Origin of the sequence: Idiomarina sp. UBA3162 (assembly GCF_002364475.1) — a bacterium.
Classification (GTDB): Bacteria; Pseudomonadota; Gammaproteobacteria; order Enterobacterales; family Alteromonadaceae; genus Idiomarina.
The window spans coordinates 11,770-37,641 of sequence record NZ_DEYI01000057.1 but is presented as its reverse complement, the minus strand read 5'-3'; the positions used below and the strand labels follow the sequence as shown (position 1 = coordinate 37,641).

Below are 25,872 nucleotides of genomic sequence, written 5' to 3'. Positions count from 1 at the left end.
TTTCTATTGCGAATATCAAAATTATAGTTCGACTCGCTCGACGTCACTTGTGACATTCGTTAGATACGCTATACCAAATTGGAATATTTGGTGTCGTGTTTTGAGTAAAATTTCTATTAACAATTTCTACGAAGAAGATCGTATTTAGGATTGAATGTTTTTTATGAATTCGTCCAATGCAGCGCGATCCCTTGCTCTCGATTAATTCGCACAAAAGCGTTTTGGTGATAGCGCTGATTAAGCGGATAAGCGGAAGCGAGTGGCAAGTCTTTAATAGCAACACCGTGCTCTACCGGCCAGTCGCATTGAGGTGCGAGTGCTGAGGTGGGAAAAAAGTGAATACCAAGGTGACGTAACTGTTGCGTCAGTAGCAAATGTTGCTGGCTAAATGTAGCGCGATCACAGCGTTGACTGCCTGGATTATCAACCGTAATGATAGTCAACGAGTGACAGTTTGCAGCGTTTAATAAACGCTCAGCATGTAGGGGCGTGTGCAACGTTGAGAGGGTATAGCGGCGTCCCATGATATCAAGCCGATAGAGGGCTTTTTCATAGGCAGCATCGAGAGAACGAGTGTTAACCAACGGTGAAGCTATCCTTAACCCACTGGTGTGCCGTATCAAAGTCACCAACCAAGGTACCTAAATTACGGCCTGACCGATTTAATAGGTTATCACAGACCAGTCGGCTACGTTCGGGCGGCATATGCTGGATAGCGAGCGCTGATTGCGTCAACAGCGCAATTTGATCAACAAGACGGCGCGCATTAAACGGTGATGGCGGTTGCTTCTCGAGTTCCTGTTGTAAACGCTCAACCGCTGCGTCGTAGCTGTTGTATTGACCGCAGCTACGGGCAATAAAATCAAACCAGGTAGTCAGCAGTTCGGGATCTTTTTCACAGGCACGCAGCACATCTAAACATTGGATGTTACCGGAGCCTTCCCAAATCGCATTAATCGGCGCTTCTCGGTAGAGTCTTGGCATGGGGGTATTTTCCATTACGCCCATACCGCCTATCACTTCCATTGCCTCGTATGTTACCTGAGGCGCTCGTTTACATATCCAATATTTTCCGACGGGAACGAGCAAGCGTGTTAAGCGCTTGGCGTTAATGTCACTGCTATCAAGCCATTGCGCAATTGTTAGCGTCCAAAGTAGCGCACAATCACTTTCGATAGCCATATCACATAGGAGATTAACCATTAATGGTTGCTCAATGAGTCGTGCTCCGAATGCGCTTCGGTAGTGACAATGATGCAACGATTGCACAAGCGATTGCCGTAATAAGGCAGACGAGCCAATCATGCAGTCAAACCGTGTCATTGCGACCATATCAATAATAGTGCGTACACCTTTACCTTCGGACCCAAGCAAACGGCCTTCAACATCATTCAACTCGACTTCGCATGAAGCGTTCGACTGATTGCCCATCTTTTGCTTAAGCTGTTGAATATCGATGCCGTTGCGCGTCCCGTCCTCACGCCAACGAGGCACGCAAAAGCAGCCAAGCCCGTGCTTAGTTTGTGCGAGCATTAAAAATAGGTCGCTCATGGGCGCTGATAAAAACCACTTGTGACCATTCAATAAGTAGACTTCACCTTCACCGGCTGAGCCCTGTGGTGTCGCTTGCGACGTATTACTACGCACATCCGAGCCACCTTGCTTCTCAGTCATACCCATACCAACGGTCAAAGCCGACTTCTCATAAAAGGGAACGTCGCGGCTATCGTATAGCGGCTGCAAAAGTTGCTCACGCAATTGTGGGTATAGTGGACTTTGTTGGAGTACAGGAATGGCGGCAAATGTCATGGTAATAGGGCATCCGTGACCCGCTTCGAGTTGGCTATTTAAATAATAACGAATTGTTCGCTCAACGTGAGAATAAGGCACCGATGAGCGCCAAACACCGTTGTGAAGCTTTTGTTCCGCCGCAATCTGCATCAGTTCATGATAACTGGCGTGGTAAGCAATGTGATTGATGCGCGCACCGTAACGGTCGTGGGTGAATAACTCGGGTGGATAATGATTGGCTGTATAACAACGATCAATGTGTTGGGCACTGCCGAGCAGTGCCCCTAATTTAACCCGTTCGTCCTGTTCAGAATCCGATGCAAAGTGGTGAGCGCATTGCCGCAAAAAGCGATCACTTTGATACACATTGTAGTCGACGAGATGAGGTGGTTGATTCAGTGGCATAGTATGGGTGTCTAAAAGTTAATTAGTGTTATTGAACTCAGGTCGTGGGCGATCAGCGCCGAGCCAAAGATCTAAAGACTGGCGAAAGTCTGAGTCACTTTTCACTTGTTCAATAACGCGGTTCATATTGTTAATCGCATGCTGTCCCCACTGGTTATTACTGCAACCGACAGCGCCCAGTATCACTGAGTCGCTGTTTTCTTTGATCGGAATAAATACGAGCGGTTCAAAATCTGGGTTTGTTTGACCTTCCGTGCGTTGGAAGTAGGTCATCAGCATCTTATAATCGAGTGTGTAATCAATTCGACCCGTGGCAATCATCGTCATTAAGTTCATGTGCGCACCTTCACCCGATACTTCTTGGAAGTGGTCGGACGGTATCAAATAGTCCTCGACGATAGGTTGTAATTCACCATAACGACGTTCAATGGGTTGTGCGAAACGATAATTGCTTTGCGCCAAGTCAGTAAATGACAACGGTTCGCCGAACGCTTTAATTAACTGTTGAGCGTTTGACGCGGTCGTGATCACACCGTGCGGCGGGTACGCGTGTGTTACATCCGAGAAAATAAAGTCTTTGTTGTAATCACTGCCTTTAATTAAGCACGGAAAGCACAAGTGTTGGTTTTTTCGCATTAGCATGGTGATGCGGCGAGAGGGTAATTTACGCTTGCTTTGGGAGAGCGCGGGTAATTCGCGTTCAAAGGTATCGACTAATGTATCGCAAAAACCTTCGTGCTCGTATTCGCCTTGCCAGATATGGAAGGGCGGAGATACATTAACGCCCCAAATGATATCATCGTGCTGATCGGCAAAAGCCCACGAAGAAGCACACAACATAAACAGAACTGAAGACGCTTTAAGCTTAGTACCCATCATAAATTGGTTCTCTACGTGTTAGAGTCATATCTATCGTTGATTTTTTCTAACAAAAAATCAATATATTTTTAACTGTAAGTTATAGAGGCGAAAATGACAAAGATCGTTTTCAATCATGGCAAAGAAAGTGGCCCTTGGGGGCATAAAATCGAGGCGCTCGCGAAGGTTGCAAAAAGTCGAAACTTTGCGGTAGACAGCATTGATTACCAAGATCAAATGGACCCAGATGACCGAGCGGATCGTTTGACTCAATACCTAAATGACGATGAGGGTGACCACGTTATCTTAGTCGGTTCGAGTATGGGCGGATACGTTGCGCTAGCGAATAGTCAGCATAGCAAAGTCAGGGGGTGCTTTGTGATGGCTCCTGCGCTGTATATGGGCGGTAAAGTTGACTTCGATAGATTGCACCCAAACGGACCTGTGAGTGTGGTCCATGGGTGGCAAGACGATATTGTTAACTGGCAAAACAGTGTTAAGTTTTGTCAGCGCATTGCCGCTGAATTGCATTTAATTGACGATGATCATCGACTCATCAACCGTCTTGACGTCGTCGTGCGCGACTTTATTCTGTTTTTGGAGAGTATGGCATGAGCGACTTTGTACTCGATACGCGTCTAGCTACCGACTCGATTTTGCTGGCGCGCGGGCCGCTGTCACAACTGCGTTTAATGAAAGCAGCCGACTGTGTTTGGTTTTTGCTAGTACCCGAGCACAACGACGTGACTGAAATCACCCAGCTATCCGAGGGGGACCAGTTTAATCTTTGGAAAGAAAGCCAAGCCTTAAGTGAGTGGTTATTACAATATTATCCCGAGTGTAAGTTAAATATTGCTGCGATAGGGAATGTCGTGAGCCAACTTCACGTCCATCATGTTGTTCGCTTTCCTACGGATCCGTTTTGGCCAGCACCTATCTGGGGTCAGAAAATGAGTCGCTTTCATTCGGAGGAGCAGGTTGAGGCGATACGTTCAGGCTTGAGCGACTGTTCTAAATTTATTTTGGTTTGAGCTGATCGATAATATCGGCAAAACCGTTAGATAAGTCATGAAAAAGCACTCTGCGTTGATACATATGAAGCAAGCAACCGAAAACGCTCACCGAGCGGCGGAGCAGACGGGGTTAATGCATCCCCTGATGCGAGCTGATGTGAGCGTAGATGATTACTTGCATGCGCTCAATGGGCTTTATCATTGGTTGGATAAATACGAAGTATGCTTGCAAACTTGGTTACCTAAGCAGACGGAGCGTTCGGGGGATTATTATTATCAGCCTCGTACCAGCCATATTGTCAGTGACATTCATGCGTTAGGTGGGTTTACGCCGCCGCCGCAAATACATCATGAGCAAGCTGTATCGACATACCAAGCTCTAGGTTATGCCTATGTCATCGAAGGCAGCACTCAGGGCGGACGCATGCTCAAGCAGAGACTGGAGAATGTCTTGGCGCTTGATGACAGAGCAACAAATTATTTTAGTTTTTATCAGCAGGGTAACTGGCAACGATTCATTCGTGGGTTCGAGCATTTGTCACTTACTGATGCACAACTTCAGGAAATGACAAACGCTGCACTCAGCGCATTTCGCTCATTCACAGATGTTGCAGAGCAAGTCGAGCAACGTTTTGGCTCAAAAGTAGCTTATTAAATATCTAGGTGGTGTTCGTGCCTGAAAGTAATTCGGTTTCATATCAACAGGCCATGGAAAACTGTGCCAGAGAGCCCGTGCATGCACCACAGTGTGTGCAGTCGATTGGTTGCTTACTCGCCATTGACATAAAGGGTGAGCATATTGTTGCGGTAAGCGAAAACAGTGAAGCAATATTACGTCGTTCTGTTAACGAATTAATGGAAAAGCGCTTGGATGAGTGCATGTCGGATGATTTTATCAGTCAGTTTAGCGACGCGAGGCAACGATTAAAGAATGGCTCAGAGCACGAGATTCTGGCATGGTCCGACGGCCAGCAGGATTTTTTTTCGCGAGTTTACTTTAGTCAATCCTGGCTGGTGATTGAGACAGAACCTGACAGTGCAACGTCGGATTTGAAACGCTCATGTTACTTTGATAGAGCGCTGCTTGATATTTCAAACGCTAAAAATGTCGAGCAAACAATGCAAAAGCTGTGTCAGGCAATTGCTGAGTTAAGCGGTTACGAGCGTGTTTTAGTGTATAAATTCGACGATGACTGGAATGGGCGAGTGGTTTGCGAGCACACTGCTTGCGAGGCCATTGAACAATACATTGGACTCAGTTTTCCGGCGAGCGATATCCCAAGCCAAGTGCGTGAACTGTATCGAGTTAACCCGATTCGCTATATCGCTGATGTAGACACCGAGGATGCGATGATCCGTTACGCCGACTCACTCTCGCCAACGCGGCTCGATTTGTCGCTCGGAACACTCCGTGGCAAATCGCCCATTCATACAGAATATATGAAAAATATGGGATTACAGCGCTCAATGTCGGTCGCTGTGTTTGATCAGAGCCAGCTTTGGGGTTTGGTTTCCTGTCATGGCGTGTCAGCGCAGCAATTGTCGTATTCGACACGACTCAACATTCATTCGCTAGTAAAACTAGCCGAGCAGCGTTTGATGCTCCATAAACAATTTGAAGCCGACCGTTTCTTTGATCGCGTTGAGGAAAGTCGCAAAGCGCTTCTCGATCGTAAACGCGAAATTAAATCGCCGCAGCATCTTTTAGAAGACGAAGGTGACTATTGGTTGAAACTGTTTGAAGCCACTGCGGTGGCATTGATCACGACTCAAACTCATCGCGTGGTCGGTGACGAAATTGATGTATCAACGCTACAAAAAGTTAGGGTCTGGCTGAACGAGAACCATGGTGTTACCGGGCTGTTTACCGAACGCGACTGTCGCTTATCTGAACTGAGGCAAGCGATTCCTGAACTTCCTTATTGCGGCGTGCTTGCGGTTTCAATGCCCGTTGATAAACGTAACCAAGGTTGGTTGGTATTTTTCCGACAACAAGAAACTGAAGTGTTTCGTTGGGCGGGTAGTTTAGAAAAAGGGGACGTACGTGAGTACCAAGGGCGGCAAGTACTTTCGCCGCGAAACTCTTTCAAGCAATGGCAGCAAGACGTGGATGGCTATGCACCCGTATGGACAGAGATTCAGGTTGAAGCGGCTAAAACGCTCGCAGAAGATCTGGCCATCGGAGCGTCTGCTTTCCAAATTGAAAAGTTGAATCAAGAACTAACGGAAGCGAATGAGCGTCTGGAGCATCTGGTGCACACCGATGCGCTCACGCAAGTTTGGAACCGTTATCATATGGAACAAACCTTAGAAGAAGAAGTAAAACGGTGTGAGCGTCATGGTAGAGACCTTTCCGTTATTCTATTAGACATCGATCACTTTAAACGTGTTAATGACGACTACGGTCATGATGTGGGTGATCATGTACTTAAACTTATCAGTGAGGCGTTGGACAAGTGGTTACGCAGTAGCGATGTGTTTGGCCGTTGGGGCGGCGAAGAGTTTTTAATCATAGCCCCAGAAACTGATCTTGAGAGTGCGGGTCAACTGGCTGAGCGATTACGACGGCGATTAGCGAATCTACAATTTGACAAAGTTGGTCAAGTCACGGCAAGCTTTGGCGTAGCCCAACTGTCGCGCGCTGAAAGTCGTAACAGTTTGGTTAAACGCGCTGACAACGCGTTATACCAAGTCAAAGAGTCTGGACGGAACAGTGTGGAGGTCTCGCCAGGCAAATAATAAAAGGAATAACACATGTGGCCTCAACTTGAGTGGTCAACCCGTTCTGAGCTTTTAAACCTTGCCGAACAGGCAGGGCGGATCATCGCTCAATTTGAATCGGTTGAGGTCAATAGTGTAACGGCTCAATCGTGGCTGAATGAAAAGCAGGCAGCCAGTATTGAGTGCGAAAATTTAAATGCCCACCGCATTAACCTCTCGGCACTGTATGATCATATCGACCTCTGGGACCCGCTAAACGAGCAGGCGTTAAAAAAAGCACACCGGCAATTGATGCTCAACTTGAGTATGCGTGCAGGTCAGTACCGCGGCACTTCAGTCGCTATCTATCATCACGGCCGTAATATTTATGCTTCACCACCCGCCACGGGGATCGCACGAACACTCAGCGAATTATTTACTGAACTCAATGCCGACCATTGTCATCCACTGTATCGCGCTGCATTGTTTTTTGATGTCTTTGAAAGTTGGCAACCGTTTGCCGAAGCGAATGGGTGCATCACACGATTCTGGCTTACCTTATTGATGCGTTCTTGGCACCCACTTTTTCAATGGCTCAATATTGAGCAAAATTGGCTGGCATCAATAGATAAGCTGGCAGAAGCGCGACAGGTTGAGCGCAATGAGCGCTCTGAGGCGTTTATCCTGTGGCTAACCGGAGTACTCCGAACCAGTATGAGTGAACTTGCGCAGAAATTAACGAACTGCAGTGAGCAACCAGGGGCTGATGCGCAAAAAGGTTCGGATAAGTTTTCGGATGTGTGTTCGGTGAAAGGTTCGGAAAAGTGGTCTACGGCCCGCAAAGTACTGTTTCTAGTCAATAAAGAACGGGGTATTAGCGCGCAACGTATTGCCGAACTGTTGGGCTTGAGTTCGAGAGCCGTCGAGAAGCAGTTTGCCCGACTCAAGCAACAGGGTAAGCTCGAACGCGTGGGCAGTCCACGAGGCGGTTATTGGCGCGTTATGGTTTCTCCGTCGCAACAGTTATCGTTACCGGAATGCTAAACTGCTGTCGTATTTTTTCAGCCAAGGTATGTTGCGCTGGCGCTGAGCCATGCACCAAACGAACCGCTTGGACGGGGAATGCAGCACCGCCAATGAACGCGAGTAATTCTTCTTGATCAGCATGGGCGGAGTAACCGGTGAGCGTATATACCTGAGCATTTACTTTTCTTTGTTGTTGGTTGATAGTCACTGATTGGCCCGCAGCCGCTTGTTGAATGTGTTCACCCAGCGTCCCTTGTGCTTGGTAACCCACAAACAAAACATCAGTGCGAGGATCTTCTATCAACGCATCGAGATAGTTAATAATTCGCCCACCGGTACACATGCCTGAGCCTGCAATAACAATCACTGGCTCAGCAGTGGATTTGAGACGGTTTACTAAAGCGAGGTGTAAGCTATGCTCATCCACTGGGTGCGCGTGGCTAAAGTCTAACGGATGTCGTCCATTAGCTTGGCGAGAACGGCTGGTTGCATCCCATAGCGCTTCGTGACGCTGGTAGATATCAGTTACTTTGTTTGCCATCGGTGAATCGATAACAATCTCGGGAAACTCGGTGTCCTTTGAAGACGCGTGTTGGTGCCAAATTTGTTCAAACTCATAGAGCAGCTCTTGTGTTCGACCAATGCTAAATGCAGGAATCAAAATGGCGCCACCATCGACAACAGCACGTTTTATAATCGACTCGAGTTGTTGCGTTCGTTGACTGCGGTCACCATGCGAGCGATCCCCGTAAGTACTCTCTAAAACAAGTAAATCAGCGCGTTCAAGCGGTGTTGGATCGTTTATAAGAGGTGAGTTGCGGCAGCCCAAGTCGCCGGAAAACACAACACGTTTATGCAACGGCTTAATATCAAAACAGAGATAAGATGACCCCAGTATGTGGCCTGCCTCCTCGAACGTGACGCTAAGTGAGGGTAATACATCCAACGTTTGACCATATGCACAAATGACCACATGCCGCGCAAGCAATGTGTTAAATGCTGCGAGTGCGCTTTCGTCGCGGATGCCCGCGAGTTGCAGAGAGTCGCCCAGCACCAATTGCATTAATGCAAGTGAGGCTGCCGTACAGTAAATCGGGCCACGATAGCCCAGCGCGAGCAACTGCGGTAAACGGCCGACATGATCGAGGTGTGCATGAGTAATAAACACAGCCGCCAAGCTATCGACATCGACATACGGCGTTAAGTCATCCTCTTGCGTGATACCCTGAAACGCACCGCAGTCGATCATCACCGTTTGTCGCGCGTTTAAATGCCACAAGTGACACGAGCCTGTCACCTGCCAAGTGCCACCTAAATGCGTTAAACGGATTGGCCACTCGATGGATAGTTCACTCACAGTGTTTAGCCTTATTTACTTTTTTTGCATAGTGTAGCTTAGTTTAAGTGACTGACACGGAGATATAGCCGACATCGTGTGTAAGCCTGAGTCACTCGCATTGCGCAAGCTTAACCAACACCCGTAGAATAGCGGCTTGCTGTTTTTGATGAAAAGGAAGTTAACGTAGTGAGTCAATTATGCAGTCGAGTGGCCATGGTGCGCCCACATCATTTTCGCAGTAATGAGCAAACCGCGGCAGATAATCGTTTTCAGCAGATCGACGATGCGCGCGTCGAAGCTGCGGTGAGTCGCTATGCGCGGGAAGAGTTTGATGCCATGGTGGCACAGCTGAATCAGCAAGGGGTTCGCGTTGAGATTTTTGACGATACCTCGACCGAAACACCGGACTCGGTGTTTCCCAATAATTGGTTTACCAGTCATGCGGACGGCACACTTGTATTGTACCCCATGCACTGCGCTAACCGCCGGTTAGAGCGACGTACCGACATTATTGAAAGCTTAGAACACGACTATGTGATCACCCGCACTGTTGATCTCACAGCCTATGAGTCACAGGGATTAAGTCTTGAGGGAACTGGTGCGCTGGTGTTTGATCCTCTGAGTAAGGATGTTTACGCGGTGCGCTCGCAGCGAATGAGCGATGTCGTGTTAGCAGAGCTAGGTCAGCACATCGATTGTAATCCTGTGGTGATTGATGCGCATGACCGCGAAGGCGTACCTATTTATCACACCAATGTGCTCATGAATGTGGGTGAGCATATCGCCATGTACGCACCGGAATTAGTCGCATCGACTTATCGTGATGACTTGGCACAGCGCTTAGCGTATGGCGATCGATGCGTGATTGAACTCACTGGCTCACAAATAGAGTCGTTTGCTGGTAATGCCTTGGAGCTCATGGGGCGAGAGGGTCCGATATTAGTGTTATCACAAACGGCGGTAAAGGCATTAACCCAGCAACAAAGGGATCAAATTGAGCAAAAAGCGCGTATGCTAATATGCAACCTGCCAACGATAGAGCAGGGCGGAGGCTCCGCGCGCTGCATGATAGCGCAACTACAATGGCAACCAAGATAGGATACTTATGGGCTCAAAGGCGATACCTTATTATTATTTGTGTGGCGCGCTCGTCGCGCTATTACTGACCTATATACTTCCCACCTGGCCATTAAAAATTGCCTTCGGTTGGACCTGTATCGCCTTAGCGCTAATCGCCTCTGCTTATTGGTTGAACACCGCTCGATTGTTTCGTAAGAAAGCGAACGGACGTATTCCTTGGTACATACGTTGGTCATTGATCCCGTTCCTGATTGGTGTACGCGTTTATAACGCCATCGCACGTCGGCAAGATGATTTACCAGTGTTTCAAAAGGTCGCGGATGGAATCTATGTAGGAAGACGCTTATTCAGCGGCGACCTGAAGGCGATCAAAGACGTGCCGATTAATGCGGTACTCGATGTCACGGCTGAATTTGATGCGCTTGACTGGTCGGCTGAACGCGCCGAGGTTAATTACTTAAACGTTCCGGTGCTTGACCATTTGGCGCCGTCTCACGAACAAATCCATCAAGCCTTGCAGTGGATCCACGAGCAACAACGGCAAGGCCACAATGTATTAATTCATTGCGCCTTGGGGCGTGGACGTTCAGTGTTTATGGCGGCCGCCTATTTACTGGCGCACAGTAATACGAAAAACATCGATGACGTGATGAAGAAAATCCAAGGTGCGCGTAAAGTTGCGCGATTAAATCATCAACAAAAGAAGGCACTGCAACAGTTTATCGATGAACACCAAGAGTTGATGATTAAGCGTGCGTACATTGTCGCTAATCCGGTATCCGGTGGCGGTAAATGGAGTGAATATGCACAGCCGCTTAAGGATACGCTCACACCGTATTTCGAGTTAACAGTGATTGAAACGAAAGAAGATAAAAACGGTACCGAATGTGCACGTGAGGCGCTTGAGCAGGGCGCTGAGTTGGTCATTGCTTGTGGCGGCGATGGTACACTGACTGAAGTGGCACGTGCGCTCATCGGTTATGATTGTAAGATGGCGATCGTACCCATGGGCACAGCAAATTCCTTGAGCCAGGTGCTATGGGGACTCAGTAGTAAACTGAGCCCAGTGGATGTCGCCTGCGAAACGATTATTGAGGGTCGCTGTAGGCAAATCGATTGTGGCTGGGTCAATGAGCAATTGATGCTTTTGTGCGCTGGCGTGGGCTTCGAACAGCAAATGATTGAGCAGGCAGATCGCAGCGCCAAAGATAAGCTAGGTCAGTTAGCGTATATTCAAGGTTTATGGCGCGCACTGAGTGAAGATAAACAACTGCAGTTGCAAGTAACCATTGATGAGGGTGAAACCGAAACGTGGGAAACAGCCAGTTTGATTGTTGCCAATGCGGCACCGATAACAACCTTGTTGGCACAGGGCGATGGTGAGCCCGTGATCGACGATGGCAAACTGGATGTAACGTGGCTCGATTCAGAGCAGGGTGAGAGTTCACCGGTAAAAAGCCTAATCGAGCTCTTGTACGCCAGTATTACCGAAGACCAAGTGGGGATGAATACCCATCACACACGCATAAAGCGTATTCACCTAGCACGCTGTGATGGTGAGCGCTTAGACTACGTCGTCGATGGCGAACCTTACTCAGCGGATGAGTTAGATATCAAGGTTGAAAAGCATGCACTGCAGATCTTGGTGCCTGATCGTATTGATTACTAGATAATCGAACGGGGCAATCGAGCCTAAAGGCCTTGTGAAATAGCGGTCATAAATCATACGAATAGAGCTGTGCGCGTGAGTTGTGGTATACTGTGTACAAATTAATCAATATTAAGTGAGTTATGATTGATTTCGTAGGCTGGTATAAGCAACCCGAATTAGACGGTGTAAATCCCCGCACCGCACACCGCGCCATTACCGTGGCTAAGTTTCGCGCCAAACTGTATCGCAGGGGCAGCTTTCTGCTGCGTCAGTGCGCCCTGTTGTCCGTTGTGGCGGCACTTTTAATTCTACCGAGCTGGCACCACTCAGTGATAAGCGCGGTGATTATTATTAGTTATCTTGGTTTGGCGAAATGGCTTAACATCCGAGCTTATCGCACCTATGCACTGCCATTATTGCCACAGGCAGTGCAGGATGCCTCCAAGTACTAACAACTTAGGCTATTAACCACAACACGTCGAAATATCGGTTTTTTCGCCCGCTTTAACCGCATGGGCGTCTTTGATAATCCTCAGCGCTGAACGTAATACAATGATCGCGATGACCGTGGCTATCAGTAAATCTGGCCACGCCTTGTTAATCGCGCTCACCATCCATGCTGACAGAATGACACCTGCGTTCATCAGCATATCGTTACGCGAGCAAATCCAACTGGCGCGGATATTAATATCGCCATTGCGAGAGCTATACAGCAGAGCAAAACAAATGACGTTTACCAGTAATGCTAAGCCGGCTATCCATAGCATCATGTTGGCATTGGGTTCGCTGCCCCAAATCAACCGCTGTGCGACATCACCGAGCACCAACAGAGCAAGGGCGGTTTGTAATATGCCATTAAAAATAGCCGCATTTGCCTTGTATTTTATCGCCTTACCCACGGCATACAAACTCACCGCATAAACTAAGGTATCGGCAAGCATATCCAGTGAGTCAGCAATCAAACCGCTGGATTCTGCTATCCAGCCCGCAATAAACTCAACAAAAAACATCACGCCGTTAAGCACCAATACGGTCCAAAGAAGGCGTTTTTGGGCGCTATCCATTTGCGCCTGTGTATCCGAGGCTCCGCCACCGCAGCATGAAGACATGTGAACATCCGTTAGTAAAAATCTTGCCACAATTGTATCAAAAAGCGTTGAGGGAAGGGTGCCTTATTGCGGTAAAAAAGGTACATTAACGCCGAACTTAACTAAGCGAATAAAAACAATAAGTCATGAAACAATATAAATTTCCATTTAGTAAAAAGGAGCGAGTCATTCGCTTTTTTATCTCTGCTAGTACTTTATTGCTCGGTGCTAGCATCATGTATTTATATAACGACTGGACTTATTTAGGGGGAATTATCGGTTTAAGCATGTTGCCGCTTTACAGCATTTTTCTTAAAGCTCAGCGCCCAGAAACGATCAAAAACATGCTGTATTTACTCGAGGTGCGCGGTGATTATTTACGTGTGGGTATGGAGCAAATCCCAATCGATAAATTAAAACGGGTTGCAGTAGGGCCTTTAGATAAGGACTTTGCCGTTTTACAGTTTCCTTATAATCCGATGTATCAAATCGACTACAGCTTTCCGATACAACAACTGAATGACGTCCGAGCGTGGTTTCGCTCTGAATTACCTGATGTGGAATTGATAGAGTAATTAAGCAGGGAAAAGAGAAGAATTGGTCGGCGTGAGAGGATTTGAACCTCCGACCCCTGACACCCCATGACAGTGCGCTACCAGGCTGCGCTACACGCCGACCGAGGACAGCTATGTTACTGATTTATGAGCTAAGTGCAAGGCACAAATGCACTTAGCGCATCTGTTCGCTGTTATTTTAATCAGTCTCTAGCGCGGCCGCTGAAGCGTTTGAGATCTTTGAGTGCATCAATTAACACGGGAACCGTCGGTTCGGCGCCGTCGAGGCGGCTGAAGTCATCGCGACGATAGATATTGTACTGACCGTTGTTATCGAGCACAGTAATCAACGTTTGGTCATAGATAACGATATACGGACTGTAGGTTTCTACCAGAGGCCAGCGCTCACCGCCGTTCATCAGATCTTCACCATTGCTAAAGCTCTGCGTACCACCAGCACATGACATGACACGAGATAGGGCGGTTGGCATGAGGTCCATTAATCCGCCAATACTTTGTTGTGGTAGTGCGAAATCTTTTTCCCACAAGGTGACACGCATATTTTCAGGTTTAAACTGCTGCTGTCCGAGCAAACCTTCGGTGTTACTGGGCGCGAGGCTCGAGAGCAGTACACGTTGTTGGCCTAAGCTTCCGAGTATCGCGGGTAGGCGATCGATATCCTCATGGCTCAGCAGCACAACGTTGACCTGGTTCTCGTTGCGTGGATAAAAACTACTCAGCGGCTCAGCGTTCCAGTCGGCTTTAAACTGAGTAAGCCCGAGTTCCTGTGGCCAATTGGGCGATGTATGCCAGCTCACATCGATGCCAAAGTCCGCTAATGGTTTTAGGTAAGCCGGTGATATGTTTTGATTCTCGATGGTCTCTTGGTAAAAGTCGGGGAGACCATAAAGTAACTGGAACAGCCCGCCTTCACGACTGGGGTGTGCCAGTAACTGAATATCCACTTGAGTTAGGCCGTTGTCGTTGGCTGCTTCACCGACACGTTGTGACTGTTCGGCATTCAAACGATCAAATACAACCAGTGTAATGCCCTTGGTTTGAGACGTTTTTGAGCACAGCAACGTATTGTGCGGGTAGCGTAAGCGAATATTTTCTGCCGACATCAGCTTTTGTTGCTGCGCCTGATAATTTTCCACTTCGATAAAGCCATGCTTCGACATCAGCGTTTTCGCTGTCGTCGGGTACGAGAGCGGGAATGTATCATCTTGCTGTGTTATCGGGTCATAGAGCTCGGCATCCGCCCAAACGTGAATACTGTGGCTAGCAAAAAAGCACAATACAAATACCGTGGTGGCCGGTGCGCCAAGTCTACGATGCTGAAGTTCCGAAAGGTGTTTCCACGTGTAGTTAGCAAGCAATAGTTCAAAGCCTAGCAGAATAAGAAAGCCCAACATGATCATTAAAATGATGACAAAACTTGCGCCAGTAAATGCGGCCTCGGCATCTTTCGCCATTTGTGCAAGTGAATAGGCGTTCAGGTGATACCCGTAGTGGCGGAAAAATAGTGCATCAAAGATAAGCGCGACGATGCCAAGGGAGCTAATGAGTGCCGCGATACTGCGTAACACTTTGGAGTAGGGAATCAGCAGACAGAACGGAAATATCAGTATGATAAAGAACACGAATGGCAGAAACGCAAAGTGCCCGATCCAGTTCACAATGAGATAAACGGTACTGATGAATGTGGTCGGCGACGGCGTTGAATCAATATAGATAATGCCGATAAGGAGACACAAAATAATGTTGGCGAAGGTAAACCAATGACCCCAACTAATCAGTCGTGCAATTTTATCGCGACGTTGGTTCTTTCCCATTCTGTGTCTATCCCGTGCTACAATCTGCCAAATAGTCTAACACAGCGATTTTGCAAGGATAGTCCTAGTTATGCAACTGGCCATTGAAAATAGCATTATTCACCAGTTTTACAGCCATGATGATCAAATTGGTTTGCGTCTCGCGCCAGAGCCTTTGTCTGATGACGAACAACTGCACGAGTTACTCGAGGAACTGACCACGGTTTATACCAGTAAACCAGCTAAAGGCTACGCCAGTTTCTTAACAGAGGCCGACGAGGCGGAAGAAGTCAGTGACTTCCCCGTACTACTCAAACAGTGGCAAGCGCAAGCGTTAGAATTTGTTGAGTTGAGCCAACAGGCGGCCAAATTACTGTTAGAACAGCTCCAAAACTATCAAATGCTTGAAGCGGGCTTTTTATTAGTGACGCGGTATCAACACTTAAGCACTGATTATCTGTTGGTGGCGTTTTTACCAGTAAAGGTGGGCGTGACGATTAACCCTAATTTGGCTGTTGACCGGTCATCGCAATTAGATATTAGTAAAGTGCAACTCGCAGCGCGGATTGATCTGACTGAATGGCAAACCGATCCCGAGAGCCAACGCTATATTTCCTTTATCAAAGGTCGTGCTGGACGCAAGGTATCTGATTTTTTCTTGGATTTCTTGGGTTGTACCGAACGGTTGGATGCGAAGTCGCAAACTAAACGCTTGGTGGATGCAGTAACAGAGTTTGGTAAGCAGGCCGAACTGCCACCGGAGCAACGTCAATCGCTCAATGCGGTGGCTTATGAATATTGCGATCAGCAATGGAAGCAGGGCGAAGACGTTAAGGTCAAAGACTTGTCGGAGCATTTCTCCCAAGCACAGCCGACCGAGCGTAGCTTTGAAGAGTTTACGCAAGCGCTGACGCAAGAGGATAAACCTGCATTAGATGAGTCTTTCCCTACGGATCGATCCACGTTGCGGAAGTTGGTTAAATTTCAAGGCCAAGGAGGCGGCGTGAGTGTGGCATTTGATCATACTCAGTTAGGTGAACGTGTGGAATATGATGCCGAGACAGACAAACTAACGATTCATGGCACCCCGCCTAATTTGCGTGATCAATTGCGTCGTTACTTTGGTATCGATTCTTGAAGGGTATGGACTCTTAAGGGACTAGAATTGCAAAACGCCGCACTGCGGCGTTTTGCAAATAGGCTTTCTTACTGTTTGTCCGCGTGAGGAACAATGTTTGAGGCATGTAGTCCTTTTGGACCTTCCTCAAGTTCAAACTCTACGGTTTGACCCGCTTTTAACGTGCGATAGCCTTCCATATCGATTGTTGAGTAATGAGCGAAAATGTCACCCTCGCGGTCCTCACTCTCAATAAAGCCAAAACCTTTGGAGTTGTTGAACCATTTGACTTTTCCGGTTGCCATACATCTACTTCCTTCTTCTATCGAAAAGAATTTTGTTATTATTAGATTGGGTTGTCTTAGGTGTGGTTGAAAATTCCATCAGCCAACACCATGTTTTACTCTAGGACACAGAGTATAATAGTCAAGTAGATGTGATGAAAAAATCGACATTTTTGTTAAAAAATTAAACAAAAATTGTCCAGCGCGATTAGACAAATCAGCTATAGTGATAATAGGTTGTTAATTCATGAGCCAGTTTGATCATCAACACGTATATGATGTTGAGGAAGACAGTAAACACGAACTGAAACCACCCTCGATGTATAAGGTCATATTGAATAATGATGACTATACACCGATGGACTTCGTAATCGAGGTGTTGATAAAGTTTTTTCGTATGAACAATGAAAAAGCGACCGACACCATGTTACAAGTGCACTATAAAGGTAAAGCGGTGTGTGGCGTGTATTCAGCAGAGATAGCTGAAACTAAAGTGGTGCAGGTAAATCAGTACGCTCGTGAAAACCAGCACCCTTTGCTCTGTACCATGGAGCATGAGTAAGATTCGAGCACAGCCGTAGTACGGTAAGGAGAGTGGTATGTTAAACAAGGCGTTAGAACTTACCTTGAACGATGCGTTCAGACTGGCGCGTGAGCGTCGTCATGAACTGATGACGGTTGAGCATTTGCTCGTGGCTTTGCTCGATAACCCAGACGCAGCTGAAGTGTTACGCGCCTGCGGACTCAATTTTGAGCAGTTGAAAGAAGAGCTGATTAGTTACATCGATCGCAGTACACCGACCTTTGATGACCAAGATGATGGCGCCGATACGCAACCGACGTTAGGATTCCAGCGCGTATTACAACGTGCTGTGTTCCACGTGCAGTCCTCGGGTAATGCCGAGGTGAGTGGCGCAAACGTGTTGGTGGCTATTTTCAGTGAACAAGAGTCACAAGCTGTTTACTTGCTAAACAAGCACGATATTACTCGATTAGATATCGTTAATTATATTTCGCATGGCATCGCCCGCTCGCAAGATGAGCCGATGGATGAACATATTGCCGATGAAGAGGAAATGGCTGCGGCAAGCGAAGAGCAGCAAACCCACCTTAAACGTTTCTGTACCAACCTCAATGTGCAAGCGAAAGAGGGTAAGATTGATCCACTCATTGGTCGTGATGATGAGCTCGAACGCTGTGCACAAATTCTGTGCCGACGCCGGAAAAATAATCCATTGTTAGTGGGTGAAGCGGGTGTCGGTAAAACGGCCATTGCCGAAGGCTTAGCCTATCGCATCGTCAATAACCAAGTGCCCGATATTCTGCAAGAAGCCGTTATCTATTCGTTGGATATGGGCGGCTTATTGGCCGGCACAAAGTACCGTGGTGATTTCGAAAAACGCTTCAAACAGTTGTTGAAAGAGTTAGGCGAGAAAGAACACGCTATCTTATTTATTGACGAAATCCACACGATTATCGGCGCGGGCGCAGCTAGCGGCGGCGTGCTTGATGCCTCTAACTTATTAAAGCCATTGCTTTCAAGCGGCCAGCTCAAGTGTATTGGTTCAACAACTTATACCGAGTTCAAAAACATTTTTGAAAAAGATCGCGCGCTAGTGCGTCGATTCCAAAAAGTGGATGTTAGTGAACCGAGCGTGGAAGATACCACGAAAATTTTGATGGGTTTAAAAGAACGCTACGAAGACCATCACGGTATTCGTTACACCCAGCCCGCGATCAAAGCAGCGGCTGAGCTAGCGGCAAAATACATTAATGAGCGTCACTTGCCTGATAAGGCGATTGATGTGATGGACGAGGCGGGCGCACAACAACGTTTGTTACCTCCATCTAAGCGTAAGAAAACCGTCGGTGTGCAAGATATTGAGGCGATTATCGCCAAGATTGCGCGTATTCCGGAGCAGTCAGTTTCACGTACAGACCAAGACATTCTCAAGCAGCTCGATCGCAACTTGAAGATGGTGGTGTTTGGTCAGGATGAAGCGATTGACAAACTGAGCTCTGCAATTCGGTTATCGCGGTCGGGCTTAGGTAATGAACATACCCCTATCGGGTCGTTCTTGTTCGCAGGTCCGACAGGCGTGGGTAAAACTGAGGTGACTCAGCAACTTGCCAAAGCAATGGGCATTGAACTGATTCGCTTCGATATGTCGGAGTATATGGAACGACACGCAGTCAGTCGCTTGATTGGTGCGCCTCCGGGCTATGTCGGTTTTGATCAAGGCGGGTTGTTAACTGACGCAGTGATTAAACAGCCTCATTCGGTACTGCTGCTTGATGAGATCGAGAAAGCCCACCCGGATGTGTACAACATCTTGTTGCAGGTAATGGACAACGGCACATTGACGGATAACAACGGTCGTAAGGCGGATTTCCGTAATGTCATTATTGTGATGACGACTAACGCGGGTGTGCGTGAGACAGTTCGTAAGTCAATTGGCTTTAAGCAACAGGATCACAGTCACGATGCGATGGCAGAAATCAACCGTACCTTTACGCCGGAGTTCCGTAACCGTCTTGATGGTATCGTGTGGTTTAACCATCTAAGTGAAGAGGTTATCTTGCAGGTGGTCGATAAGTTTATCACCGAGCTGCAAGCACAGTTAGACCGTAAAGGGGTGTCTCTTGAGGTTGAATCCAAAGCAATCGATTGGCTTGCGAAGAAAGGCTACGACAAGCAAATGGGTGCACGTCCAATGGGTCGTATTATTCAGGAGCACCTGAAAAAACCGTTGGCAAACGAAATCTTGTTTGGTCATTTGACGCGTGGTGGTCGAGTGAAAGTGTCGCTGGATAACAACGATGAACTGAAATTTGATTACGACAGCACCAACGAAGCGATTGAGAGCTAACTGCGAAATGCAGTCAGAAATAAAAAAGGGGCGTTTAGCCCCTTTTTTATTGAATCGTGATTAACGGGCGCGGAAGACGATGCGTCCTTTACTCAAGTCGTAAGGGGTAAGCTGAACGGTTACAGTATCACCCGTTAAGATACGGATGTAGTGCTTACGCATTTTGCCAGAGATATGTGCAGTCACCACGTGACCGTTCTCTAGTTCAACTCGAAACATAGTATTTGGCAAGGTGTCTAATACCGTACCTTGCATTTCAATGCTGTCTTCTTTCGCCATTAAAATCCTCTAGAATTTAACTAATGAGCGTACATTGTACGCATAGGGTTCATTTTTGTGTGTTAGATTTTACCGCTTTTTTCCATTGATTGCCAATAAGCCGTTCATTTGGTGTAAAACGGGCCTTGTAGTTCATCTTATCGCAGCTATCAATTTGGTATCCAAGGTAGAGATAATCCAGTCCCTGCGCCTCTGTCCACTCGATTAAACTCAAAATAGAGTAGGTGCCCAACGAGCGCTTGTGTTGCTCAGGGTCAAAAAAAGTGTACATCGCTGAGCTTGACCGCGTGAGCACATCTACGATACTCACCATCGTCAGATTGCCCTCGCTGTCTCGCCATTCAAAAAACTGTGGTTTCATCCAATCAGCATCACACCAAAGCCAAAATGATTCTGGGTCGGGTGGATACATCGCGCCATCGGCATGCCGCTTTTCAATAAAGCGACAGAACAGTGAGGTGTAATCAGTTTGAGGTTTATCGACAATTGAGAGCACGAGATCGCGATTTTTATTTAACACCCGTTTTTGGTTTTTGCTAAAGCTAAAATCACCGACCGGTATACGAAGTGATTCGCATGCTTGGCAAAACTCACAGTGGGGGCGATACACATCGTTATGACTGCGACGGAAACCATGGGCCATTAAGTGCTCATATAAATGGGCATTCATCGGCGTGTGTTCATCCGTTACCGTAACGATTAAACGCTCTTCCTGATCCTTGAGGTAACCACAGGGGCGGGAGCCTGTAATGCCGAGCTTAACACTCATAAATAACGACTAATATCTCCTAACGACCAAAAGTCGCCAGTTAGTGGGCGATCGCGTAACGCAAATAATTGCTCTAGAAAATGCTCGCGGGACATGGGTACCGCGCCGAGTGACGTTAAATGAGGATTTTCCATTTGGCAGTCAATTAATTGACCCCCGTGCTCAACAAAGGCGTTAGCGAAACAGTGTAAAGCCACTTTAGACGCGTTCGTCGCACGGTGAAACATACTTTCGCCGCAAAACAGACGACCGACACTGACACCATATAAGCCACCAACCAACGCATTTTCTAGCCAAACCTCGACCGAATGGGCATGTCCTTTTCTATGGAGCTCAATATACGCCTCACGCATGGGCTCGGTAATCCATGTGCCTTCATGCTCGGCGCGTATTGTTGCACATTCATCAATCACCTCTTCAAAGGCACGATTCAGTGTGACTCGCCAAGGTTGGCGTCGCATGGCTTTCTTTAACGAACGTGAGCAATGAATATCGCCAGGCACAAAAACAGCGCGAGGATTGGGGGACCACCATAAAATCGGGTCGTCGGCCGCAAACCACGGGAATATACCTGAGCGATAGGCACTCACCAAGCGTGCCTCGGAGAGATCGCCGCCCACGGCAAGTAATCCGTTAGGCTCTACCAGTGCCATCGACACTGGCGGAAAGCTGACTGAGCTAGGACTCAGTTCGACTATCATAGGCGGCGACTCACACAAGGATTACTTAGTTAATGCGTCCAGATAACGTTCAGCATCCAGTGCCGCCATGCAGCCCGTACCTGCCGAGGTAATGGCTTGGCGATACACGTGGTCCATAACATCGCCCGCGGCAAATACGCCCGGAATGCTTGTTGCAGTTGCGTTACCTTCAAGACCGCTTTGGACGACGATATAGCCGTTGTTCATTTCGAGTTGGCCGTCGAATAAGCCGGTGTTGGGTTGGTGACCGATGGCAATAAAGCAACCAGCAACGTCTAGCTCCGACGTACTACCGTCTTTTGTGTCTTTGATGCGAACGCCCGTCACGCCGGTGTCATCACCTAAGACTTCGTCTAAGGTCTTGTTCAAGTGTAGGGTGACATTGCCGTTTTCGGCTTTTTCCATTAAACGATCCGACAAGATCTTTTCAGAACGGAACGTATCACGGCGGTGGATAACATGGACTTCACTGGCAATATTGGAGAGGTAAAGCGCTTCTTCGACCGCAGTATTACCGCCACCGACGACACAGACTTTTTGATTCTTGTAGAAAAAGCCGTCACAGGTTGCGCAAGCGGAAACGCCTTTGCCCATAAACGCCTCTTCTGAGTCCAAACCGAGATATTTAGCGGATGCGCCGGTTGAGATAATCACTGAATCAGCCGTATATTCGCCAACATCGCCTTTTAAGCGGAAAGGGCGCTCAGAGAAATCGACTTTGTTGATATGATCGAACACGATTTCTGTGTCGAAACGCTCAGCATGCTGTTGCATGCGCACCATTAAATCAGGTCCAGTTAAACCTTCAGCATCGCCTGGCCAGTTTTCAACATCGGTAGTGGTCGTTAGCTGACCACCTTGTTGCATACCGGTGACCAATACCGGGTCAAGGTTTGCGCGCGCAGCATAGACTGCGGCGGTATAGCCCGCAGGCCCAGAACCCAAAATCAAAAGTTTACAATGCTTGGCTTCAGCCATGGTGTTGCTCCTACTACAGAATGTGTTTCAGTTATATGTTTAGCTATGGGGACGATTGTATGGATTGCAAGGAAAAGGCACAAGAACAACATAAAAAAAGCCCACCATTTTAGGTGAGCTTTTCTGTTCAGTTACGCTTACTTGTCTAATTATTTAGAAAGCGCTTCACGCGGGTCGATGTAGTCGAGGCTTAATTCTTCGCCTAAGTCATCGTGGACCGCTTTATAAGTGATTTTACCACCGTGCATGTTCAAGCCACGTAACAAGTGCTCGTTTTCTAACATGGCTTGGTTGCCTTTGTTAGCCAACGCGATACCGTAAGGTAAGGTCGCGTTGTTAAGCGCGATAGTTGAAGTGCGTGCAACTCCACCTGGCATGTTCGCAACACAGTAGTGAACAACATCATCAATCACGTATACCGGATCTTGGTGCGTTGTCGCGTATGAAGTTTCGAAACAGCCACCTTGGTCAATCGCAACGTCGACCAACACTGAACCTGGCTTCATGTTTTTGATGTGCTCGCGCGTCAACAGTTTAGGTGCCGCTGCGCCTGGAATCAGCACTGCACCAACAACTAAATCAGCTTCGCGTGAATATTTGTCGATAGCATCTACGGTTGAGTAGATTGTGGTGACTTGACCATTGAAGATATCATCGATCTCGCGTAGACGCGGCAATGAGCGGTCGAGAATGGTGACGTCAGCGCCTAAGCCCAACGCCATTTTCGCAGCGTTAGTTCCGACAACACCACCACCGATGATGAGTACTTTGCCCGGCGCAACGCCAGGAACGCCACCTAGCAATGTGCCGCTGCCGCCGTGTGCTTTTTCAAGGTAATGCGCGCCTGCTTGAATTGACATGCGACCCGCAACTTCGCTCATAGGTGCTAAAAGCGGAAGACCATTGCGGTTATCAGTGACTGTCTCGTATGCGATAGCAGTACAACCTGATTCAGCCAATAATTTAGTTTGTGTTGGATCAGGTGCCAAGTGCAAGAAGGTGTAAAGGATTTGGCCTTCACGTAACATCTTACATTCGTTTGGCTGAGGTTCCTTAACTTTGACAATCATATCAGCGCGCTCGAAGATCTCTTCTGGCGTTTCAACAATTGAAGCACCGGCGGCTTGATAGTCTTCGTTAGTAAAACCAATCGCAGCACCGCCGTTGTTTTCAACGATAACGTCGTGGCCATTCGCAACATATTCGCGAACAGCTGCAGGCGTTAAACCGATACGATACTCGTGGTTTTTAATTTCCTTAGGAACACCTATTAACATACTCACCCTCTATAATTGACACGCATTGAGTGCGTTTTATCTGCTGATGTGATTGGTAAATTTCGTGGCGCAATTATAGACTGAAAACAAACTGGATTACGCACTTTTTTTAACCTAGTTTATAGTGATATATTAGGGCTAACCAATTAAATGACGCGATAAAATCATGAGATTTCCAGAAAACACCGATGAAATCACTATTGACAGAATTGACCGTAAGATCTTACGCATACTGCAAGACGATGGACGTATTGCCAACGTGGCACTCGCGAAGCGGGTGGGATTGAGCGCAACGGCTTGTTTAGAAAGGGTAAAGAAGCTTGAGCGAGAGGGCGTTATAGAGAGTTACCATGCTCGTATCAACCCAGCTAAGCTCGGCGCTAACTTGATGGTGTTCGTCGAAATTACCTTGTCGCGCACCTCGGCGGATGCTTTCGCTGAATTCAGTGAGGCAGCGCGTAAAACCGAAGAGATTCTGGAGTGTCACTTAGTTGCAGGGGACTTTGATTTTCTTATCAAGGCGCGGGTACCTGATATGCGCGCGTACCGCAAATTACTCGGTGAAACCTTGCTGATGATGCCGGGTGTCGACGAATCGCGCACCTATGTTGTAATGGAAGAAGTAAAACAAGAGAATAAAGTTCTAGTAAAGGGCTAACATTAGCAGCGAGATTCGCTACAATCGGGGGCAGAGAGCCTCCACTATAATAAGATCCCAATGACAGGAAGCATAAGACGAGCAATGACAGGTGTACAACGATTATTAGAAGCTGGCTTACTGATCAGCGGTGCGCTCGCGATTTTTCTATTTCTCGCACTCGTAAGTTTCAATCCAGCCGATCCGAGTTGGTCACAGACGGGTTTCGAAGGCACCATCAATAATGCCGGCGGAGCGGTGGGTGCGTGGCTCGCTGATGTACTGTTATTTTCGTTTGGTTTTGTTGCATATTTAATTCCTTTTGCCTTTGCTGGCTTGGGTTACATGCTGTTTCGCAAAACCCATCAATTACTCGAGCTCGACTACCTGGCTGTTAGTTTGCGCCTCGTCGGTGCCATGCTCACGCTCATTGGCGCAGCCGCACTCTCGTCCATTAACTTTGATGACATTTATTACTTTTCAGCCGGTGGCGTATTTGGTGATGTGATTGCAGCCTCGGTGATGCCGTACTTAAATTTTGTCGGCTCAACCATCCTATTACTGACGTTCTTAGCCACGGGCCTCACCTTGGTGACGGGCATTAGCTGGTTGCAGGTCGCCGATAAGCTTGGTGAATTATGCATTACTGGCGCGCTGTGGTGCTACGAACGGATTCGCACCGTATGGCAGTCGGACGGTACTAAAGGTCATGATTGCGATGCGAAACAGGCAGCTGATGATAATGAAGACGACGATGATACGCTCGATACCTCGGATTGGGATGAATCTACTTTAGTAGAGCAAAAGGCGGAGGCTAAGCAAGAACCTGTACTCAACTTACCTTCATTGTCGGCATTAGATGAACACGAAATAGATAATGAAGACGAACCGCCGTTCGAACCCGATCCTGTTATAGAAGAAAGCAACGCGCCACGGTTTTCGAAACAGGCGGCGGAAGCACGTAAGCGCAGTGAACCTACACCTGCAACGGAAGCCAAAGCACAAGCTGAATCGCCAGTCGAGCAAGCAGGGCAGGGTGATACCCAGAGTAATGAGGCGGATGCTTTACCGCCATTGCCCTCGATTGAGTTGCTCGATAGACCGAATAAGCAAGAGAACCCCATTACGCAAGAAGAGCTTGACCAAGTGTCACGCACGGTTGAAACCGTTCTCAAAGACTTTGGCGTTGATGTTACCGTTGCCAACGTGCAGCCAGGGCCCGTGATCACCCGCTTTGAACTCGACCTTGCCCCCGGTGTTAAAGTATCGAAGATTTCTAACTTAGCGAAGGATATTGCTCGTACTCTATCAGCCGTCGCCGTGCGCGTGGTTGAAGTCATTCCGGGTAAATCCTACGTCGGTTTGGAGTTACCTAATAAACACCGTGAAGTGGTTCAGCTCGGTGAAGTTATTCATCGCGACGCGTTTCAAAACAGCCAATCGCCGCTGACCATGATTCTTGGTAAAAATATTGCGGGTTCGCCTGTGGTTGTTGACTTGGCGAAGATGCCTCACTTATTGGTGGCAGGTACAACAGGTTCGGGTAAATCAGTCGGTGTGAATGTGATGATCTTAAGCTTGCTCTACAAGAGCACGCCGGAAGATGTTCGTCTGATTATGATCGACCCGAAAATGCTTGAG

Annotated in this window: 26 protein-coding genes and 1 tRNA gene; 14 read left to right on the top strand and 13 right to left on the bottom strand. The window is 47.7% G+C overall.

The window, feature by feature from the left end:
• Window positions 1–161 precede the first annotated feature (161 nt).
• Genes B2X00_RS07095 through B2X00_RS07085 form a run of 3 tightly spaced genes read right to left on the bottom strand, consistent with a single transcriptional unit; the run spans window position 162 to window position 3,075 of the window.
• Window positions 162–584: a DUF3293 domain-containing protein gene (locus B2X00_RS07095; protein WP_290486725.1), complete on the bottom strand. Its 423-nt coding sequence runs from the start codon at window positions 582–584 to the stop codon at window positions 162–164.
• Window positions 577–2,196: an acyl-CoA dehydrogenase family protein gene (locus tag B2X00_RS07090; protein ID WP_290486724.1), complete on the bottom strand. Its 1,620-nt coding sequence runs from the start codon at window positions 2,194–2,196 to the stop codon at window positions 577–579. The genes B2X00_RS07095 and B2X00_RS07090 overlap by 8 nt, the downstream gene beginning before the upstream one ends.
• A gap of 18 nt (window positions 2,197–2,214) precedes the next feature.
• The gene (locus tag B2X00_RS07085) at window positions 2,215–3,075 is read right to left on the bottom strand and encodes a hypothetical protein (protein WP_290486722.1); all 861 of its coding nucleotides are present in this window, start codon (window positions 3,073–3,075) and stop codon (window positions 2,215–2,217) included.
• Between the two features lie 93 nt (window positions 3,076–3,168).
• Between B2X00_RS07085 and B2X00_RS07080 the strand changes: the two genes are divergently transcribed.
• From B2X00_RS07080 to B2X00_RS07060, 5 genes are read left to right on the top strand one after another with little or no spacing between them, the layout of a single operon-like run.
• Window positions 3,169–3,669: an alpha/beta hydrolase gene (locus tag B2X00_RS07080; protein WP_290486720.1), complete on the top strand. Its 501-nt coding sequence runs from the start codon at window positions 3,169–3,171 to the stop codon at window positions 3,667–3,669.
• On the top strand, window positions 3,666–4,085 hold the full coding sequence (locus B2X00_RS07075) for an HIT domain-containing protein (RefSeq protein ID WP_290486718.1): 420 nt from the start codon (window positions 3,666–3,668) through the stop codon (window positions 4,083–4,085). Before B2X00_RS07080 ends, B2X00_RS07075 begins: the two co-directional genes overlap by 4 nt.
• Window positions 4,086–4,122: 37 nt before the next feature.
• The gene (locus B2X00_RS07070) at window positions 4,123–4,722 is read left to right on the top strand and encodes a biliverdin-producing heme oxygenase (protein ID WP_290486716.1); all 600 of its coding nucleotides are present in this window, start codon (window positions 4,123–4,125) and stop codon (window positions 4,720–4,722) included.
• Between the two features lie 17 nt (window positions 4,723–4,739).
• Complete coding sequence (locus B2X00_RS07065) at window positions 4,740–6,806, top strand: sensor domain-containing diguanylate cyclase (RefSeq protein WP_290486714.1); 2,067 nt, start codon at window positions 4,740–4,742, stop codon at window positions 6,804–6,806.
• A gap of 15 nt (window positions 6,807–6,821) precedes the next feature.
• A complete protein-coding gene (locus B2X00_RS07060; RefSeq protein WP_290486712.1) occupies window positions 6,822–7,811 on the top strand; it encodes a Fic family protein in 990 nt (329 codons plus the stop codon).
• On the opposite strand, the gene B2X00_RS07055 is transcribed toward B2X00_RS07060, so the two are convergent.
• Window positions 7,768–9,150, bottom strand: a complete 1,383-nt coding sequence (locus tag B2X00_RS07055; protein WP_290486711.1) for an MBL fold metallo-hydrolase RNA specificity domain-containing protein — start codon at window positions 9,148–9,150, stop codon at window positions 7,768–7,770. The genes B2X00_RS07060 and B2X00_RS07055 overlap by 44 nt on opposite strands.
• Before the next feature lie 168 nt (window positions 9,151–9,318).
• On the opposite strand from B2X00_RS07055, the gene ctlX reads away from it, so the two are divergent.
• From ctlX to B2X00_RS07040, 3 genes are all read left to right on the top strand, one after another.
• Window positions 9,319–10,230 (top strand): citrulline utilization hydrolase CtlX, encoded by a 912-nt coding sequence (ctlX, locus tag B2X00_RS07050; protein ID WP_290486710.1) that lies wholly within the window; start codon window positions 9,319–9,321, stop codon window positions 10,228–10,230.
• A gap of 7 nt (window positions 10,231–10,237) precedes the next feature.
• On the top strand, window positions 10,238–11,881 hold the full coding sequence (locus B2X00_RS07045; protein ID WP_290486708.1) for a diacylglycerol kinase family protein: 1,644 nt from the start codon (window positions 10,238–10,240) through the stop codon (window positions 11,879–11,881).
• 122 nt (window positions 11,882–12,003) lie between these two features.
• A complete protein-coding gene (locus tag B2X00_RS07040; RefSeq protein ID WP_071463771.1) occupies window positions 12,004–12,315 on the top strand; it encodes a hypothetical protein in 312 nt (103 codons plus the stop codon).
• Between the two features lie 12 nt (window positions 12,316–12,327).
• Here B2X00_RS07040 and B2X00_RS07035 read toward each other — a convergent pair whose 3' ends face one another.
• Entirely contained in the window at window positions 12,328–12,972 is a 645-nt protein-coding gene (locus tag B2X00_RS07035; RefSeq protein ID WP_290486706.1) for a cation transporter, read from the bottom strand.
• A 125-nt stretch (window positions 12,973–13,097) separates the two neighbouring features.
• Here B2X00_RS07035 and B2X00_RS07030 point away from each other — a divergent pair, with 125 nt between their 5' ends.
• The gene (locus tag B2X00_RS07030; RefSeq protein ID WP_290486704.1) at window positions 13,098–13,526 is read left to right on the top strand and encodes a hypothetical protein; all 429 of its coding nucleotides are present in this window, start codon (window positions 13,098–13,100) and stop codon (window positions 13,524–13,526) included.
• 23 nt (window positions 13,527–13,549) lie between these two features.
• Here the strand turns inward: B2X00_RS07030 and B2X00_RS07025 are convergent.
• Together B2X00_RS07025 and B2X00_RS07020 are read right to left on the bottom strand one after the other, a co-directional pair.
• Window positions 13,550–13,626: transfer RNA gene (locus B2X00_RS07025), tRNA-Pro, on the bottom strand.
• Between the two features lie 82 nt (window positions 13,627–13,708).
• Window positions 13,709–15,340 carry a DUF3413 domain-containing protein gene (locus B2X00_RS07020; protein ID WP_290486702.1) on the bottom strand — a complete coding sequence of 544 codons (1,632 nt, stop codon included), beginning with the start codon at window positions 15,338–15,340 and terminating at the stop codon, window positions 13,709–13,711.
• Between the two features lie 70 nt (window positions 15,341–15,410).
• Between B2X00_RS07020 and yejK the strand changes: the two genes are divergently transcribed.
• Window positions 15,411–16,457, top strand: coding sequence for a nucleoid-associated protein YejK (gene yejK, locus B2X00_RS07015; protein WP_290486700.1), 1,047 nt, complete (start codon window positions 15,411–15,413; stop codon window positions 16,455–16,457).
• A gap of 68 nt (window positions 16,458–16,525) precedes the next feature.
• On the opposite strand, the gene cspD is transcribed toward yejK, so the two are convergent.
• The gene (cspD, locus tag B2X00_RS07010; RefSeq protein WP_071463775.1) at window positions 16,526–16,741 is read right to left on the bottom strand and encodes a cold shock domain-containing protein CspD; all 216 of its coding nucleotides are present in this window, start codon (window positions 16,739–16,741) and stop codon (window positions 16,526–16,528) included.
• Window positions 16,742–16,967: 226 nt separating this feature from the next.
• Between cspD and clpS the strand changes: the two genes are divergently transcribed.
• Window positions 16,968–17,282 carry an ATP-dependent Clp protease adapter ClpS gene (gene clpS / locus B2X00_RS07005; RefSeq protein WP_071463776.1) on the top strand — a complete coding sequence of 105 codons (315 nt, stop codon included), beginning with the start codon at window positions 16,968–16,970 and terminating at the stop codon, window positions 17,280–17,282.
• 37 nt (window positions 17,283–17,319) lie between these two features.
• Window positions 17,320–19,590 (top strand): ATP-dependent Clp protease ATP-binding subunit ClpA, encoded by a 2,271-nt coding sequence (gene clpA, locus B2X00_RS07000; protein WP_071463777.1) that lies wholly within the window; start codon window positions 17,320–17,322, stop codon window positions 19,588–19,590.
• 60 nt (window positions 19,591–19,650) lie between these two features.
• Here the strand turns inward: clpA and infA are convergent, their stop codons facing one another.
• The 5 genes from infA to ald form a co-directional block, all read right to left on the bottom strand.
• Window positions 19,651–19,869 carry a translation initiation factor IF-1 gene (infA, locus tag B2X00_RS06995; protein ID WP_071463778.1) on the bottom strand — a complete coding sequence of 73 codons (219 nt, stop codon included), beginning with the start codon at window positions 19,867–19,869 and terminating at the stop codon, window positions 19,651–19,653.
• Between the two features lie 49 nt (window positions 19,870–19,918).
• The gene (locus B2X00_RS06990; protein WP_290486697.1) at window positions 19,919–20,638 is read right to left on the bottom strand and encodes an arginyltransferase; all 720 of its coding nucleotides are present in this window, start codon (window positions 20,636–20,638) and stop codon (window positions 19,919–19,921) included.
• Window positions 20,635–21,339, bottom strand: coding sequence for a leucyl/phenylalanyl-tRNA--protein transferase (gene aat / locus B2X00_RS06985; RefSeq protein WP_290486695.1), 705 nt, complete (start codon window positions 21,337–21,339; stop codon window positions 20,635–20,637). The genes B2X00_RS06990 and aat overlap by 4 nt, the downstream gene beginning before the upstream one ends.
• Before the next feature lie 21 nt (window positions 21,340–21,360).
• Window positions 21,361–22,317, bottom strand: a complete 957-nt coding sequence (trxB, locus tag B2X00_RS06980) for a thioredoxin-disulfide reductase (protein WP_290486693.1) — start codon at window positions 22,315–22,317, stop codon at window positions 21,361–21,363.
• A 149-nt stretch (window positions 22,318–22,466) separates the two neighbouring features.
• A complete protein-coding gene (gene ald / locus B2X00_RS06975) occupies window positions 22,467–23,594 on the bottom strand; it encodes an alanine dehydrogenase (protein ID WP_006955952.1) in 1,128 nt (375 codons plus the stop codon).
• A gap of 166 nt (window positions 23,595–23,760) precedes the next feature.
• On the opposite strand from ald, the gene lrp reads away from it, so the two are divergent.
• On the top strand, window positions 23,761–24,252 hold the full coding sequence (lrp, locus tag B2X00_RS06970) for a leucine-responsive transcriptional regulator Lrp (RefSeq protein WP_071463781.1): 492 nt from the start codon (window positions 23,761–23,763) through the stop codon (window positions 24,250–24,252).
• An 84-nt stretch (window positions 24,253–24,336) separates the two neighbouring features.
• Window positions 24,337–25,872 (top strand): DNA translocase FtsK 4TM domain-containing protein (locus tag B2X00_RS06965; protein WP_290486690.1); only part of this gene is annotated, 1,536 nt, incomplete at its 3' end.